15 protein-coding genes are annotated in these 15,910 nt (G+C 65.2%); 4 read left to right on the plus strand and 11 right to left on the minus strand.

The genetic code is table 11. The features are described from left to right. Position 1 precedes the first annotated feature (1 nt). The 4 genes from N4T19_RS12315 (at position 2) to ruvC (ending at position 3,282) form a co-directional block, all read left to right on the plus strand. Positions 2-874, plus strand: a complete 873-nt coding sequence (locus N4T19_RS12315; protein WP_116926486.1) for an energy transducer TonB — start codon at positions 2-4, stop codon at positions 872-874. Between the two features lie 135 nt (positions 875-1,009). Continuing rightward, positions 1,010-1,855, plus strand: coding sequence for a shikimate dehydrogenase (gene aroE / locus N4T19_RS12320; protein WP_260718201.1), 846 nt, complete (start codon positions 1,010-1,012; stop codon positions 1,853-1,855). Positions 1,856-1,911: 56 nt separating this feature from the next. Next, a complete protein-coding gene (locus N4T19_RS12325) occupies positions 1,912-2,700 on the plus strand; it encodes a transglycosylase domain-containing protein (RefSeq protein ID WP_116926488.1) in 789 nt (262 codons plus the stop codon). A gap of 33 nt (positions 2,701-2,733) precedes the next feature. Further along, positions 2,734-3,282 (plus strand): crossover junction endodeoxyribonuclease RuvC, encoded by a 549-nt coding sequence (ruvC, locus tag N4T19_RS12330; RefSeq protein ID WP_116926489.1) that lies wholly within the window; start codon positions 2,734-2,736, stop codon positions 3,280-3,282. Positions 3,283-3,535: 253 nt separating this feature from the next. Here ruvC and N4T19_RS12335 read toward each other — a convergent pair whose 3' ends face one another. The 11 genes from N4T19_RS12335 to murD form a co-directional block, all read right to left on the minus strand. Then, entirely contained in the window at positions 3,536-4,021 is a 486-nt protein-coding gene (locus tag N4T19_RS12335; protein WP_243419360.1) for an RcnB family protein, read from the minus strand. A gap of 251 nt (positions 4,022-4,272) precedes the next feature. Further along, positions 4,273-4,449 carry a hypothetical protein gene (locus tag N4T19_RS12340; RefSeq protein WP_165841206.1) on the minus strand — a complete coding sequence of 59 codons (177 nt, stop codon included), beginning with the start codon at positions 4,447-4,449 and terminating at the stop codon, positions 4,273-4,275. Between the two features lie 13 nt (positions 4,450-4,462). Further along, on the minus strand, positions 4,463-5,386 hold the full coding sequence (gene lpxC / locus N4T19_RS12345; RefSeq protein ID WP_021026172.1) for a UDP-3-O-acyl-N-acetylglucosamine deacetylase: 924 nt from the start codon (positions 5,384-5,386) through the stop codon (positions 4,463-4,465). 277 nt (positions 5,387-5,663) lie between these two features. After that, the gene (gene ftsZ / locus N4T19_RS12350; RefSeq protein ID WP_021026171.1) at positions 5,664-6,911 is read right to left on the minus strand and encodes a cell division protein FtsZ; all 1,248 of its coding nucleotides are present in this window, start codon (positions 6,909-6,911) and stop codon (positions 5,664-5,666) included. Positions 6,912-7,076: 165 nt separating this feature from the next. Beyond that, positions 7,077-8,306, minus strand: coding sequence for a cell division protein FtsA (gene ftsA / locus N4T19_RS12355; protein ID WP_021026170.1), 1,230 nt, complete (start codon positions 8,304-8,306; stop codon positions 7,077-7,079). A gap of 59 nt (positions 8,307-8,365) precedes the next feature. Further along, complete coding sequence (locus tag N4T19_RS12360; protein ID WP_243419361.1) at positions 8,366-9,151, minus strand: cell division protein FtsQ/DivIB; 786 nt, start codon at positions 9,149-9,151, stop codon at positions 8,366-8,368. A 30-nt stretch (positions 9,152-9,181) separates the two neighbouring features. Beyond that, a complete protein-coding gene (locus N4T19_RS12365) occupies positions 9,182-10,144 on the minus strand; it encodes a D-alanine--D-alanine ligase (RefSeq protein ID WP_232539439.1) in 963 nt (320 codons plus the stop codon). 8 nt (positions 10,145-10,152) lie between these two features. After that, positions 10,153-11,586: a UDP-N-acetylmuramate--L-alanine ligase gene (murC, locus tag N4T19_RS12370; RefSeq protein WP_260718202.1), complete on the minus strand. Its 1,434-nt coding sequence runs from the start codon at positions 11,584-11,586 to the stop codon at positions 10,153-10,155. Further along, on the minus strand, positions 11,583-12,647 hold the full coding sequence (murG, locus tag N4T19_RS12375; protein ID WP_260718203.1) for an undecaprenyldiphospho-muramoylpentapeptide beta-N-acetylglucosaminyltransferase: 1,065 nt from the start codon (positions 12,645-12,647) through the stop codon (positions 11,583-11,585). The genes murC and murG overlap by 4 nt, the downstream gene beginning before the upstream one ends. Further along, complete coding sequence (gene ftsW / locus N4T19_RS12380) at positions 12,644-13,912, minus strand: putative lipid II flippase FtsW (RefSeq protein WP_116926494.1); 1,269 nt, start codon at positions 13,910-13,912, stop codon at positions 12,644-12,646. The genes murG and ftsW overlap by 4 nt, the downstream gene beginning before the upstream one ends. Next, complete coding sequence (gene murD / locus N4T19_RS12385) at positions 13,909-15,909, minus strand: UDP-N-acetylmuramoyl-L-alanine--D-glutamate ligase (protein WP_260718204.1); 2,001 nt, start codon at positions 15,907-15,909, stop codon at positions 13,909-13,911. Before murD ends, ftsW begins: the two co-directional genes overlap by 4 nt. Position 15,910: the final 1 nt, after the last annotated feature.

Here is a 15,910-nt window from a genome sequence, read left to right on the forward strand (position 1 = left end):
CGTGAAGTTTTTCCAATTTCTTCGATCGCTGTCCACGCTCCAACTGGCGCTGGCTGTGTCTGTGCTGGTGCACGCTGCCATCTTGAGCATCCGCTTTGTCGACCCCCAGGCCTTTGACCGGGTGTTCGAGGACACCCCGCTCGAAGTGATTCTGGTCAACGCCAAGTCCAACGACGCCCCGCCTGACAAGGCCCAGGCCGTCGCCCAGGCCAACCTGGCCGGTGGTGGTGAATCGGCCAACAGCCAGGAGCGCGCCACAAGCCCCATGCCCTACTCGGCCATCACCAACATGGGGGATGACTTTGAAGAGCGCCAGCGCCAGCTCGATGCCATGCAGGCCCAGCAGATGCAACTGCTGGCCGACCTGCGCAACCAGCTGGCCCAGTACCAGCCGCCCGATACGCGCAAGGCCAGCGCCTCGCAGGCAGAGGTCGAGCAGGAAGAAAAGCACCAGCAGCTGCTCAAGATGCTCGCCGAGATCGAAAAGCGCATCCACGAAGAAAACGCCCGCCCCAAGAAGCGCTACATCAGCCCCGCCACACGCGAAGAGGTGTTCGCCATCTACTACGACCAGCTGCGCCGCAAGGTCGAGGACCGGGGCACCAGCAACTTCCCCGAAGCCGGTGGCCGCAAGCTCTATGGCGAGCTGGTGATGATCATGACCGTCAACCACGACGGCCGGGTGCTGGGCACCGAGGTCTACAAAAGCTCGGGCAACCAGCAGCTCGACCGCCGGGCCGAGGCCATCGCCGTCAGCAGTGGCCCCTTTGGCCACTTTGGCCCCGCGCTGCGCGCCAAGGCCGACCAGATTGCCGTCGTCTCCAAATTCCGCTTCACCCGCGAGCAGACATTGGAAACGGCCAATTTGCAGTAAAGTGGCAGGCGCTTGAGCGCCATGCTGGCGGGCCCCCGTTGCGCCGCCACCGGGTGCCCAGGGGATGCCCTTTTTTCTGCCATGCGCGGTCAACGCCTTCAGCGCGCAGCCGCCACGGCCCAGGCCCTTACGACCATGTCCCTTCCAGACCGCTATTGCGTGATGGGCAACCCGATTGCCCACAGCCGCTCACCCCGCATCCACACGCTGTTTGCGCAGCTGACCGACCAGGCGCTGGTCTATGAGGCTGAGCTGGTGGCACTGGATGGTTTTGACGCGGCCCTGCGCCACCTGGTGCAGGCCGGTACCCGGGGCATGAATGTGACCGTGCCCTTCAAGCTGGAAGCCGCGCGCCTGGCCGACAGCCGCAGCGAGCGCGTGCTGCGTGCGGGTGCGGCCAACACCTTGGTGGTAGGCGCCGATGGCGGCATTCACGCCGACAACACCGATGGCCTGGGCCTGGTGGCCGATATCGTGCGCAATGCTGGCGTTGCACTGGCCGGCCAGCGCGTGCTGCTGCTGGGCGCCGGCGGCGCTGCTGCCGGCGCGCTGGCGCCGCTCATGGCCCAGGCACCGGCGCTGCTCGTGGTCTGCAACCGCACCCACGCCAAGGCGCAGGATTTGGTGGACCAGCATGCCGACCTGGTCCAGGGCTCGGCCACCCAGTTGCAAGCAGTCGAGGCGGGCGCACTCGATGGCCTCTTCGATGTCGTCATCAACGCCACCGCCAGCAGCCTCCAAGGCGCGGCCATCCCGGTGCCCGGCGCGCTGCTGCGCGCTGGCGCACTGGCCTACGACATGATGTACGGCCCCGCTGCCCAGCCCTTTTTGCAGTGGGCCGCGCAGCACGGCGCCCAGGGCCGCGATGGCCTGGGCATGCTGGTCGAGCAAGCGGCCGAGGCCTTTGCGCTGTGGCGCGGCGTGCGCCCCCCCTCCCAGCCGGTGCTGGCGCAGCTGCGCAGCGAACTGGCCGCCCACTGAGCGCAAGCGCTGATGGTCTCCAGCCCTCTCCCCGCCTTAGCCCGCAGGACCCGCCGATGAAAGCGATTGCGCGCTGGATCGGCTGGGCACTGCTGCTGGGCATCGCGCTGCAGCTGTTCTTTGTCGCCCGCATCGCGATGATGGCCAGTGTGGACCCGGCGTCGACCGCCTTTGAGCGCAGCGAAGCCTGGCGCCAGCTGCGCCAGGACGGGCGCTTGCACTGGCGCCAGCAATGGCAGCCCTTGTCGCAGATATCGGTCAACCTGCAGCGCGCGGTGATCGCCTCCGAGGACGACGACTTTGTCAACCACGATGGCGTGCTCTGGGATGCAATTGAAAAGGCCCGCGCGCGCAATGCCAAGGCCATAGAGCGCGCCGAGCAGCGCCGGGAAAAGGCCCTGGCACGCGCCCAGGCCCAGGCCGAGCGGCGTGGCGAGGCCTTTGACCCCAGCGCAGTGCAAGCCGGCCCGCCCGCCAAGATCATGGGCGGCTCCACCATCACCCAGCAGCTGGCCAAGAACCTGTTGCTGTCGTCGGAGCGCAGCCTGCTGCGCAAAGGCCAGGAGCTGCTGCTGACCTACACCCTGGAGTTCCTGCTGAGCAAGCAGCGCATTCTGGAGCTGTACCTGAACCATGCCGAATGGGGCGATGGCGTGTTTGGCGCCGAGGCCGCCGCCCAGCGCTACTTTGGCAAACCGGCCGCCCAGCTGAGCGCCTATGAAGCGGCGCGCCTGGCCGTCATGCTGCCCAACCCCAAGGGCGCCGACAAGAACCCCAACTCTGCCTACCTCAACCGCCGCACAACCACCATCGCGGCACGCATGCGCTATGCTGAGCTCCCCTGACCGGCAACCCCTCCGCCACCCGTTTTAAACCGCATGAGAATCCTTGGCATCGACCCTGGCCTGCAGACCACCGGCTTTGGCGTCATCGACGTCGATGGCCAGCGTCTGTCCTATGTGGCCAGCGGCACCATCCGCACCACCACGCTGAACCTGGGTGACCTGCCCGGCCGCCTGAAGATGATCTTTGACGGTATCTGCGAAGTCGGCCAGCGCTACCAGCCCGACATGGCCTCGGTGGAAATCGTGTTCGTCAACGTCAACCCCCAGTCCACCTTGCTGCTGGGCCAGGCCCGGGGCTGCGCGCTGACGGCGCTGGTGTCGCAGAACCTGCCAGTTGCCGAGTACACCGCACTGCAGATGAAAAAAGCCGTGGTCGGCCATGGGCGCGCTGCCAAGAACCAGATCCAGGAGATGGTGCGCCGCCTGCTGCAGCTGCCCGGCCTGCCCGGTACCGATGCTGCGGACGCGCTGGGCCTGGCGATCACCCACGCCCATGCGGGCCTGGCGATGGCGCGCATGGCCGAGGCCAGCCCCTTGCAACGCCGCCAGCACGCGATGTACAAGGCCGGGCGCAGCTACTAGGCAAGAACCAACCGGTGCCTCTGCGGCCTGGTGAGCCACCCCGCCTGCAGCACGCAGGCAAAAAAAAACCTGTGCATCGCTAGCGTGCACAGGTCTGGCCGGCTACAGGCTCCTTATGCGTGGATCCGTGCGCTCCGTGAAGCAGCGCTCGGCACAAGGTGCAACCACCAAAGTAAGCTTTGGAGCGAGGCGCCACACAAAGGTTCGTTGTGGGCGCCATGCAAACCCTCAATTATCGCGACTTCGCGGCGGCTCAATAACCATTGATGACAATATTGGCGATCAGGCCTGTGCCAATGGCGATCAGCAGGTAGTCACCGCCATACTGGATCCATTGGTAGCCCCGGGGTGGCGCGCTGAGCCGGTGGCCGCGCCAATCGCCGACCACATAGCTGTAGCCACGGTACGGTGCTGGCACATAGCCGCCCCGGTACCAGTCATTGCGCGGGCCGATGCCACGGCCCCGGTCCGGCACAACCACGACACGGGGAGGTGGACGGTGGTCATGGCGGTACTCACGGCGCTGCTGCTCGCGGTAGCGGCGGTCCCGCTCGCGTTCGCGCTCCCAGCGGCGGTGGTCGGCATGGTCGCGCCGGTCATCGCGCTGGTAATGGCGGTCACCATGGCGTCCATCGGGCTGGGCCTGTGCAGGCGCGCTAAAAGCCAGGGCGCCGGCCAATGCCAGGGCCAGGCTGCCCATGCTGGCCAGGCGGCTAAAACGGCTTCGGTGCTTGTTCATGACGGAATCCTTTCTGATGAACCAGCGGCTGCTGGTGCGAGCGGCAAGCATGCCCCCATGCAGATTTAACGCCTGTCGGCGCGCCACCGTTTACCCGCAGCGGGATCACCGGGCTGGGATGTGTCATTTGTAAAGTGGGGGAAGAGGCGGCAAAGCCGCATGGACAGTGGGCGGGACCGGTAACGGACCGGCCGGGCGCAGGCCGGGGTTTACCGCACTTTACCTGCCGCGCAGAATGCCAAAGACCGGTTTTAGACCATGCGGCCCACAAAGAGCACCGCAAAGAACGCCAGGCCTGCGACCACGGTCCATTTGATCAGCAGCAGGGACCACTGGCGGTAGCGGCGCTGGCCGGTGCCCAGGTAAAAGCAAAAGCTGAGGGCCGCCATCAGCACCAGCAGCATGAAGATCCAGCGAAACAGCAGCATCCCGGGCGCGGCCTTACCAGGCGAGGGCCGACTGTGCAAAGCCCTGCGGGGCTTCACGCACATGGTCAAAGGTGACGATGTCCCAGGCGTCCTGGCGCTGCATCAGCTCGCGCAGCAGCAGGTTGTTGAGGCCATGGCCCGAGCGGAACGCGCTGTAGGCGGCCAGCAAGGGATAGCCCACGATGTAGAGGTCACCGATGGCATCGAGGATCTTGTGTTTGACGAACTCGTCGTCATAGCGCAAGCCGTCGCTGTTGAGCACCTTGTAGTCGTCCATGACGATGGCATTGTCCAGACCGCCGCCCAGCGCCAGGCCGTTGGAGCGCAGCATCTCGACATCCTTGGTAAAGCCAAAGGTGCGGGCGCGGGCGATATCGCGGCTGTAGTTGCCGATGCCCAGGTCGAACTCATAGGTCTGGCCGGTGGAATCGACAGCCGGGTGCGAGAAGTCGATCTCGAAACGCAGCTTGTAGCCGTGGTAGGGGTCCAGACGCGCCCACTTTTGCGCAGCGCCTTCGCCCTGGCGGATTTCGACCGGCTTGGTCAGACGCAAAAAGCGCTTGGGTGCGTTTTGCAGCTCGATACCGGCGCTTTGCAGCAAAAACACAAAGGACGCGGATGAGCCGTCGAGAATCGGGATTTCCTCGGCTGTCACGTCGATATAGAGGTTGTCGATGCCCAGGCCCGCGCAGGCCGACATCACATGCTCCACCGTATGGATGCGCACATCGCCCTTGCCCAGGGTCGAGGCCATGCGGGTGTCCACCACCGCTTCGGCGTTGACGGGGATATCGACCGGCTCGGGCAGGTCCACCCGGCGAAACACAATGCCCGTATTGGGTTGTGCAGGACGCAAGGTGAGCTCGACCCGCTGGCCGCTGTGCAGGCCCACGCCCACGGCACGGGTTAAAGACTTGATGGTTCGTTGCTGGAGCATAACTCGTTGATTTTACGCCGTACGCCCGCTTGGGACGCGCAAAAATGCCAATCACCCAGATAGTGCAAGCCTTGTAGGACAAACACTTGCCTTGCCGGCCAATCTGTGCACAAAGCCGCTGCCCAACTACTGCGTTGGCAGGCGGAGCGGACAGCGAACAACGACGCAGCCCTCTAATAACAACGCGCTGAGTCCCCGAAAGGTTTCAGCGCGTTGTATTCAAAGCCCAGTCCACCCCAAAGGCTGGACTGGCTTCAACGAAAGCCCCGCAAGGCAATCAGTCTGCCTGCTTGCGCAGGAAGGCGGGGATCTCCAGGTCTTCCATGCCGCTCGACGACATCGCATCGACGCGGGCCGAAGCCGCGTTGCGGCCGGTGCGCCAGACCGAGGGGGTCTTCTTGTCGGCAAAGTCGTTAGCAAAGGCATTGCCCATGGGCACCGCGTTTTGCACACCCAGACCCGAGACGGGGCTGTTGACCGACTGGGGCGTGTAGGCGATGTCGTCGGTACCGGTACGCAGACCTGCGCTGCCCTGGATGACCGAGATGGGCTGGCGCTTGGCCACGGGACGGGACAGGCCCGTGGCCAGCACGGTCACGCGGATCTCGTCGCCCAGCGTCTCGTCATAGGCCGCGCCAAAGATGACATGCGACTCTGGCGAGGCGTAGGCATTGATGGTGCTCATGGCCTGGCGCGATTCGGCCAGCTTCAGGCTGCCCTTGGTCGCGGTCACCAGCACCAGAATGCCCTTGGCGCCCGACAGGTCGATGCCTTCCAGCAGCGGGCAAGCAACCGCTTGTTCCGCAGCGATGCGTGCACGGTCCGGGCCGCTGGCCGTGGCCGTACCCATCATCGCCTTGCCCGGCTCGCTCATCACGGTCTTCACGTCAGCAAAGTCGACGTTGATGTAGCCGTGGTCGTTGATGATCTCGGAGATGCCGCCCACGGCGTTCTTCAGCACATCGTTGGCATGGGCAAAGGCCTGGTCCTGGGTGATGTCGTCGCCCAGCACGTCGAGCAGCTTCTCGTTGAGCACCACGATCAGCGAGTCGACATTCGCTTCGAGCTCGCTCAGGCCGCCATCAGCGTTGGACATGCGGCGCTTGCCTTCCCACTCAAAAGGCTTGGTCACTACGCCCACGGTCAGGATGCCCATTTCCTTGGCGACGCGAGCGATCACGGGGGCAGCACCGGTGCCGGTACCACCGCCCATACCGGCGGTGATGAACAGCATGTGCGAGCCCACGATCGCAGCGCGGATGTCTTCGATCGCGGATTCGGCAGCCTCGCGGCCGTTCTCAGGCTTGCTGCCCGCGCCCAGGCCGGTCTCTCCCAGCTGGATCACGCGGTGGGCATGGCAACGCTCCAGCGCTTGCGCATCGGTGTTGGCCGAAATGAATTCGACACCTTGCACGCTGTTGGCGATCATGTGCTCGACCGCATTGCCACCACCGCCCCCGACGCCGATCACCTTGATCTGGGTGCCTTGGTTGAATGTGTTGCCTTCATACATTTCGATGGTCATTGCCTGCTCCTCTCGCTCTCGCGTCAACATGAGAAAAATGGGTTACGAATAATTCACTCTTTAATGAACAATGGATTGCTGGTGGCCCTTTAGGTCTCCAAGGGTCATACCCTTTGAGCCTTGAAGGGCTGCTTTGCGCCAGCCAACAAGTGGTGTCATGCATGGTTAAAAGTTCCCCACAATAAAGTCCTTCAAACGCCCAAATGCCGATTTCACCGAACCGGACTTCTGGGCCACCTTGTAGCCACGCATGCGGGCCATGCGGGCCTCTTCCAGCAGGCCCATGACGGTGGCAGCACGGGGCTGCGCAACCATCTCGGCCAGGGTGCCGGAATACTTGGGAATGCCGCGTCGCACGGGCTTGAGGAAGATGTCTTCCCCCAGCTCCACCATGCCTGGCATCACCGCGCTGCCGCCCGTCAGCACAATGCCCGACGACAGCACCTCCTCATAACCAGACTCGCGGATGACTTGCTGCACCAGCGAGAAAATTTCTTCGACGCGTGGCTCGATCACGCCGGCCAGCGCTTGCTTGCTCAACAGGCGCGGGCCCCGGTCACCCAGACCGGGCACATCGACCTGCGTGTCGGGATCGGCCAGCAGCTGCTTGGCGCAGCCGCTCTCGACCTTGATGTCCTCGGCGTCCTTGGTCGGCGTGCGCAGCGCCATCGCTATGTCGCTGGTGATCAAATCACCGGCAATCGGGATCACTGCCGTGTGGCGGATCGCGCCGCCGGTGAAGATCGACACATCGGTGGTGCCCGCGCCGATATCGACCACGCACACGCCCAGCTCGCGCTCGTCATCGGTCAGCACGGCCTGGCTGGAGGCGAGCGGGTTGAGCAGCAGCTGCTCGACTTCCAGCCCGCAGCGGCGCACGCATTTGATGATGTTCTCGGCCGCGCTTTGCGCCCCGGTCACGATATGGATCTTGGACTCCAGGCGCAGGCCGCTCATGCCGATGGGCTCGCGCACATCCTGGCCGTCGATCGCAAACTCCTGGGGCTCGACCAGCAGCAGGCGCTGGTCCGACGGAATATTGATCGCCTTGGCAGTATCGAGCACGCGCGCCACATCGGCGGCCGAGACTTCCTTGTCCTTGACCGCCACCATGCCGCTGGAGTTGATGCCGCGGATATGGCTGCCGGTGATGCCAGTGTAGACGCGCTGGATGTTCAGGTCGGCCATCAGCTCGGCCTCCTTAAGCGCCTGCTGGATGCTCTGCACCGTCGCATCGATGTTCACCACCACACCGCGCTTGAGCCCGTTGCTGGGCGCCACGCCCAGCCCTGCCAGCTTGAGCTCGCCATTGCCCAGCACCTCGGCGACGACCACCATGATCTTGGCGGTGCCGATGTCCAGGCCGACGACCACGTCTTTGCTATCTCGCGCCATAGTCAGTAGCCCTCGCTGATCAAGTGATTGGTATGGTTCATGTTTCGCATCTCTGTGTTTTATTTTTTGACTGGCGCCCGGCCCGCTGCCGAGGTGCCCGTGGTCACCCCTTGCATGCGCACCGCATAGCCCCCGGCATGGCGCAGATCCGCCGACGTCAGCGATGCCACGCTGCGTCTGTAGGTACCGGTGACTTCAGGCAAAGATTCAACAAATTTACGTACCCGCTCGCTCACGACATCCTCCCGGCCCTGGCCCATCTCGATGACCGCGCCAGACTGCAAGGTGGCCTTCCAGCTGCCGCTGTTCGACTCGGCCAGCGCCACCAGCGCGTTGTCGAGCTTGGCGTAGATGGGCGCGAGCGCGCGGAACATGGCCAGTACCTCTTGGGAACGCCCAGCCGGGCCCGACAGGTGCGGCAGGTGCAGCAGATCGGGGTCGGCCGAGTCACCTTCAAACATCTGGCCTTCGCTGTTGAGCAGGCGGGACTCGCCCTCCGCGCCCCAGATCGCCGTCGCATCCTGCTCGGTGATCGTCACCGCCAAGGTGCTGGGGAACTCGCGCTTGATGCGCGCCTGGCGCACCCAGGGCGCCTGCTCGAAGATCCGCCGCGTCTCATCGAGGTCCATCGTGAAGAAGTTGCCTTTCAAGGACGGCATCACATTGGCCTGCAGCGACACGGCGCTGTTGTGTTCGAGCTCGCCCTGCACCACGATGCGCGCAATGCTCAGCGCCGGATGGTGGATGGCCCAGCGCACCCCAGCCAGCACCAGCAACGCGCCGCAGCCGAGGAACAATGCCGTGGCCAGCATGTTCATCAGCTTGACGTCGAAGGGGACTGGCATGGTCTGCTCCATGGATCTCATCTCCTTGTCTTACAGCTCCGCACCCTGGGCCGCATCGCTCGATGCATTGGCCAGCAGGTGCAAACACAGGTCTTCATAGCTCATGCCGGTGGCACGGGCCGCCATCGGCACCAGCGAATGGCTGGTCATGCCCGGCGAGGTATTGATCTCCAGCAGGAACAGCTGCTGGTCCGAGGCACGCACCATCACATCGGCACGCGACCAGCCCCGGCAGCCCAGGGTGCGGAAGGCCTTTTCCGCCAGGTCGCGGATCGCCGCTTCCATCTCGTCTGGCAGCTCGCTGGGGCAGAAATACTGGGTGGTGTCGGTGAAGTACTTGTTCTGGTAGTCGTAGTTGCCTTCGGGCGCGACGATCTTGATCACCGGCAGCGCCTGGGCGCTGCGGCCCTGGCCCAGCACCGCGCAGGTGGTCTCCATGCCCTCGATGAACTGCTCGCACAGCACTTCGGGGTCATAGCGGGAGGCCAGCGCATAGGCCTGGGCGCATTCTTCGGGGCTGCTGATCTTGGACAGGCCAATGGTCGAGCCCTCGCGTGCGGGCTTGACGATCATCGGCGCGCCCAGTGCGGCCAGCGCATCGCGCGTGTCCTGTTCGCTGGCGGCCATGCGCCACTCGGGGGTGGACAGGCCCTCAAAGCGCCAGATGCGCTTGGTCATGATCTTGTCCATCGCGATGCTCGAGGCCATCACGCCCGGGCCGGTGTAGGGAATGCCCAGCAGCTCCAGCGCGCCTTGCACCGTGCCGTCTTCGCCATGGCGGCCATGCAGCGCGATGAAGCAGCGCGCAAAGCCTTGCTTGCGCAGCTCGCCCAGGTCCTGCTGCGAGGGATCAAACGCATGCGCGTCCACACCCTTGGACTGCAGCGCAGCGAGCACGCCCTTGCCGGACATCAGCGACACCTCGCGCTCTGCCGAGCTCCCGCCCATCAGCACCGCGACCTTGCCCAAGGCCTTCACATCAATATTGTTCATGGTTTCACTCATACCGCGCTCCCCTGCGGCGCTACACGCTCTTGCCCACCCGCCAATGCCATCACCTTGGCGGCCACCGCACCAATCGATCCCGCGCCCATGCACAGCAGCACGTCGCCGTCCTGCGCCTGGTCCAGAATCTGCTGGGGCAGGCTGCTGATCTGCTCGACAAACACCGGCTCGACCTTGCCAGCCACCCGCACCGCGCGGGCCAGTGCACGGCTGTCGGCCGCCACGATGGGCGCCTCACCGGCTGCATAGACCTCGGCCAGCAGCACCGCATCGGCGCCGCCCAGCACCTGGACAAAGTCCTCAAAGCAATCCCGCGTGCGGGTGTAGCGGTGCGGCTGGAAGGCCAGCACCAGCCGGCGGCCTGGAAACGCGCCGCGCGCGGCCGCAATGGTGGCAGCCATTTCGACAGGGTGATGTCCGTAATCGTCAATAACCGTCAACTCGCCGCCGTTGGGCAGCTGCGCCTGGCCATAACGCTGAAAACGGCGCCCCACACCCTTGAAGCCTTGCAGCGCCCGCTGCAGCGCTGCGTCATCGATACCGATGGCAGCCGCCACACCGACCACGGCCAGTGCATTGAGCACGTTGTGCTCGCCGGGCAGGTTCAGCACCACCTCCAGATCGGGCAAGGCCTGGGCCAGGCGGCGCTGCACGGTAAAGCGCATCTGGCCGTTGTCGGCCTGCAGGTTCACCGCGCGGATCTGGGCGTTTTCGCCCAGGCCGTAGGTCGTGACCTTGCAGGCCACGCGCTCGATGATGTCGCCAACGGCCGGGCTGTCGATGCAGACCACAGCATTGCCATAAAACGGCATGCGGTTCAAAAAATCGACAAAGGCCGTCTTGAGCCGGCCAAAGTCATGGCCATAGGTGTCCATGTGGTCGGCATCGATGTTCGTGACCACCGCCATTACCGGCAGCAGGTTCAGGAACGAGGCATCGGACTCGTCCGCCTCGACCACGATGTACTCACCACTGCCCAGGCGTGCATTGGCGCCGGCGCTGTTGAGCTTGCCGCCAATGACAAAGGTGGGGTCCAGCCCCGCCTCGGCCAGCACGCTGGTCACCAGGCTGGTGGTCGTCGTCTTGCCATGGGTGCCGGCAATGGCGATGCCCTTGCGCAGGCGCATCAGCTCAGCGAGCATCAGCGCGCGCGGCACCACCGGAATGCCCATGGCCCGGGCGGCCACGACTTCGGGGTTGTCGGCCTGCACCGCCGTCGATGTCACCACCGCCTGGGCCTGGGCGATATGCGCCGCATCATGGCCCACAAAGGTGGTGATACCGGCATCGCGCAGATGCGCCATGGTGCTGCTGTCCGACAGGTCCGAGCCCGAGACCATATAGCCCAGGTTGTGCAGCACTTCGGCAATGCCGCTCATGCCGGCACCGCCGATACCTACAAAATGAATGCGTTGGATGGCGTGTTTCATCGTGCCACCTCCACGCAGGCATCCGCCACTGCTCGGGCGGCTTCCAATTTCTGCATTTTCTTTGCCTTTTGGGCCATGTCCACCAGGCCCGCTCGCTGCATATTCTCTAGCATCTGAGCCAGGTTTTCCGGGGTCAACACGCTTTGTTGCACCAACCAGCCGGCGCCGGCATCCACCAGGAAGCGCGCATTGGCCGTCTGGTGGTCATCCACCGCCGCCGGGAACGGCACAAACACCGCTGCCGCGCCCACGGCGGCCAGCTCGGTCACCGTGCTGGCACCGGCGCGGCAGACGATGACATCGGCATCCGCATAGGCCTTGGCCGCATCGTCGATAAAGGGGGTGAGGCTGGCTTGCACGCCAGCGGCTGCGTAGTTGGCCTGCAGCGCGTCGATCTGCTTGGCGCCGCTTTGGTGCGTGACCACCGGGCGCGCCTCGGGCGCCATCAGCGCCAGCGCCCTAGGGACCACCTCGTTCAAGGCCTTGGCACCCAGGCTGCCACCCACCACCAGCAGCTGCAGCGGGCCACTGCGGCCGGCAAAGCGCTCAGCAGGTTCTGGCTGCTGCAGGAACTCGGCGCGCAGCGGGTTGCCCACCCACTGGCCGCCTGCAATCGCATGGGGGAAGGCGCTAAACACGCGCTGGGCCATGCGGGCCAGCAGCTTGTTGGCCATGCCCGGCACCGAGTTCTGCTCATGCAGCACGATGGGCACGCCGGCCAGCTTGGCCGCCAGACCGCCGGGCACGGTGATATAGCCACCCATGCCAACGACCACATCGGGGCGGACCTTGCGCAGCACGGCGCGTGCCTGCTGCAAGGCCTTCAACAGGCGCAGCGGCATGCCGACCAGCGACATGAGCCCCTTGCCACGCACGCCCGAGAACGCCACCCGCTCCAGCGCAAAGCCCTGGGGCGGCACCAGGCGCTCTTCCATGCTGTCGGGTGCGCCCAGCCAGTGCACGGTCCAGCCACGGCTGCGCAGCTCCTGGGCCACGGCCAGGCCGGGGAAGATATGGCCGCCGGTGCCGCCCGCCATGATCAGTGCCGTCTTGCCGCTCATGATCGCGCCCCCCCGGCACCCATGGCCTTGTTTTCGCAATCGATGCGCAGCACGATGGCAATCGCCACCAGGTTCATCAAGATCGCCGAGCCCCCGAAACTCATCAGCGGCAAGGTCAGGCCCTTGGTGGGCAAGGCGCCCAGGTTCACACCGGCATTGATGAAGGTCTGAAAGCCCAGCCAGATCGCAATACCCTGCGCCACCAGGCCGGAGAAGATACGGTCCATGCGGATCGCCTGGCGGCCGATCTCGACAATGCGGCGGATCATGAAGAAGAACAGACCCAAGAGCGCAATGATGCCGACCAGGCCCAGTTCCTCGCCGATCACCGCCAGCAAGAAGTCGGTATGCGCCTCGGGCAGCCAGTGCAGCTTCTCGACGCTGCCACCCAGGCCCACGCCAAAGATCTCGCCCCGGCCAATCGCAATCAGCGAATGCGACAGCTGGTAGCCCTTGCCCAGCGCATGCTTTTCGCTCCAGGGGTCGAGGTAGGCAAAAATCCGCTCGCGCCGCCATTCGGAGGTCATCACGATCAGCGCAAAGGCAGCCACCAGCACCAGCGCGATCAGGAAGAACATGCGGGCATTGACGCCACCCAGGAACAGGATGCCCATCGCGATCACGGCGATCACCATGAAGGCACCCATGTCGGGCTCGGCCAGCAGCAGCGCGCCGACGATGCCCACGGCCAGCCCCATCGGCAGCACCGCGCGGAAGAAGCGCTCCTTGACCTCCATCTTGCGCACCATGTAATCGGCGGCATACATGATGACCGCGATCTTGGCCAGCTCGGAGGGCTGGAAGTTCATGATGCCCAGCGACAGCCAGCGGCGCGCGCCGTTGACCACCGTGCCCACATGCGGGATCAGCACCGCAATGAGCAGCAGGATCGAGGCAATGAACAGCCAGGGCGCCCAGTGCTCCCAGACCTTCATCGGAATCTGGAAAGTGAGCACCGCTGCCACAAAGCCCAACCCCACGCTCATCAGGTGGCGCTGGAAGAAGTAGTAATGCGCGATCTTGCCAAAGCGCGGGTTGTCCGGCATCGCGATCGAGGCCGAGAACACCATGACGATGCCCCAGGACAGGATGGCCACCACCAGCCAGATCAGCACCTGGTCGGCACCAAAGATAGTGGTGGCACTCGATGGCGTCTGGCGGTATTCATTGCCGCCCACGCGCACCGGCAGGATATCGACAGGCTTTTCCCCGGCCGGCTTGAACCAGCCCGAGAACCTGCTGCGCAGTCCGGTCTCGGTGCTCATGGCTGCACCTCCAGACTAGTGCCGCGTTCCTCGGCCAGCGCCGCAACGGCTTGGCAGAAGACCTCGGCGCGGTGGCCGTAGTTCTTGAACATGTCAAAGCTGGCGCAGGCCGGTGACATCAGCACCGCGTCGCCCGCGACCGCCTTCTGGCTGGCCAGCAGCACGGCCTCATCCATGCTGGGCGCGTGCAGCAGCGGCACACCGGTGTCTGCCAGTGCGGCCTCGATCAGCGGCGCATCGCGGCCAATCAGCACCACGGCGCGCGCATAGCGCAGCACGGGCGCTGCCAGTGGCGAGAAGTCCTGGCCCTTGCCCTCGCCGCCCAGGATCAGCACGATACGGCGCTCGGCACCCAGGCCCATCAGCGCGGCCACCGTGGCGCCCACATTGGTGCCCTTGCTGTCGTCAAAATATTCCACATCGCTGACGATGCCGATGGGCTCGACCCGGTGGCGCTCACCGCGGTACTCGCGCAGGCCAAACAGCATCTGCGCAAAACCAGCGCCCGCCGCATGGCCCAGCGCCAGCGCTGCCAGCGCATTCATCGCGTTGTGGCGGCCCCGGATACGCAGCGCATCGGCAGGCATCAGCCGCTGCAGGAACACATCGTCAGCAGCTGTCTGGTTGCGCTTGTTGCTGGCGCTGTTGCCATCGTCCTGCGCACGCACCAGCCAGGCCATGCCGTTGACCACGTCCAGGCCATAGTCGCCCACCTGGGTCGGCAGATCCAGGCCAAAGCTGATGTGCGGGCGCAGCTGGGGGCGCTGCAGCTTGACCCGCACCGGTGGCGGCAGCATGGCCATCACGGCCGGGTCGTCGCGGTTGAGCACCATCAGCGCATCGCTGCCAAAAATCTTGGCCTTGGCGCCCGCATAGGCCTCCATGCTGCCATGCCAGTCCAGGTGGTCCTGGCTGATATTGAGCACGGTCGCTGCCGTCGGGTTGAAGGCATGCGCATCTTCGAGCTGGAAGCTCGACAGCTCCAGCACCCAGGCCTGGGGCAGGCTCTCGGAGTCAATGTGCTGCGACAGCGTATCGAGCAGGCTGGGGCCGATATTGCCGGCCACCGCCGTGGTCATGCCGGCATGCGCGAGCAATTGCCCCGTGAGCGACGTGACCGTGGTCTTGCCATTCGTGCCCGTGATCGCCAGCACCTTGGGTGCATAGCCATGGGCCTGGGCCAGCGACTGCAGCGCCAGGCTGAAAAGATCCAGCTCGCCGCTGACAGGCAAACCAATGGCGCGCGCCGCATCAACGACCGGGGCCACGGTCTCGGGGCTCAGGCCGGGCGAGCGGTAGACCACACGCACCGGCTGGCCATCGACCAGCGCAGCGGACAACACACCGGCGACAAAACGCACCTCCGGCAGCTCGCTGCGCAGCTGCGCCAAATGGGGCGGCTCCTCACGCGTATCCGCAACCGTCACCTGGGCGCCGCAACGCGCGCACCAGCGCGCCATCGCCAGGCCCGAGATACCCAAACCCAGCACCAGCACCTGCTGGCCCTTCAGCGGGTGCTCCTGCCCTTGGGGCCACTGTGCGGGCACCGGCGCATAGACCACCTCGGCCTCCTGGGGCTGCACATCCACCGCGGTCACCTCGCTGCTGGCCGCGTCCGACACACCGGGGTCGGCAAAGATCTGCGCGACAAAGGCCGCCGCATCCTTGGCGGCCGTCAGGGTCGACACATCGGGCACCGGGGCCATGTCCACCGCCGAGGCGTCGGCGTGTTGATTTACTGCAGCGTCCGCAGCATCGGTGGCCGCAGCGGCTGCACCATCCGCTGCGGCCTCCAGCGCGGCCTCATCGGTGGGCAAGGCCGCATCCGTGGTCGCAAGCGCTTGTGCCTGGACATCATCGCCAGCTGCTGCCACCTCAGGCTGCAACTCGGCAGGCTGCGCCAGCTCATTCGCAGCCACCGGCGCTACCGCTGGCGCCATGGGCGCAGCAGCGGCCTCAGCCGAGGGATCAAGGGGGTGGAGGTGCTCGGTTGACATG

It is taken from the genome of Comamonas squillarum, from assembly GCF_025309455.1.
In the GTDB taxonomy this organism is placed as follows: domain Bacteria; phylum Pseudomonadota; class Gammaproteobacteria; order Burkholderiales; family Burkholderiaceae_C; genus Comamonas; species Comamonas squillarum.